Origin of the sequence: Neisseria sp. P0008.S010 (assembly GCF_051962715.1) — a bacterium.
Lineage (GTDB): Bacteria > Pseudomonadota > Gammaproteobacteria > Burkholderiales > Neisseriaceae > Neisseria > Neisseria elongata.
Genome location: NZ_JBQCVA010000315.1, coordinates 1 through 265, shown reverse-complemented (window position 1 = coordinate 265; position 265 = coordinate 1). Strand labels below are relative to the sequence as shown.

At 47.5% G+C, this 265-nt stretch carries 1 rRNA gene; it reads right to left on the bottom strand.

What is annotated here, in order from left to right:
* Window positions 1-265 (bottom strand): 16S ribosomal RNA (locus ACTHSL_RS13750); the annotation flags it as partial.

Below are 265 nucleotides of genomic sequence, written 5' to 3'. Positions count from 1 at the left end.
GTGTATAAGAGACAGGACTACACGGGTATCTAATCCTGTTTGCTACCCACGCTTTCGTTCCTCAGCGTCAGAAATGTCCCAGTTGGCTGCCTTCGCCATCGGTATTCCTCCTAATATCTACGGATTTCACCCCTACACTAGGAATTCTACCAACCTCTAACACTCTCTAGCTTACCAGTTCTAAATGCAGTTCCCGAGTTAAGCCCGGGGATTTCACATCTAGCTTAATAAACCGCCTACGAACTCTTTACGCCCAGTGATACCG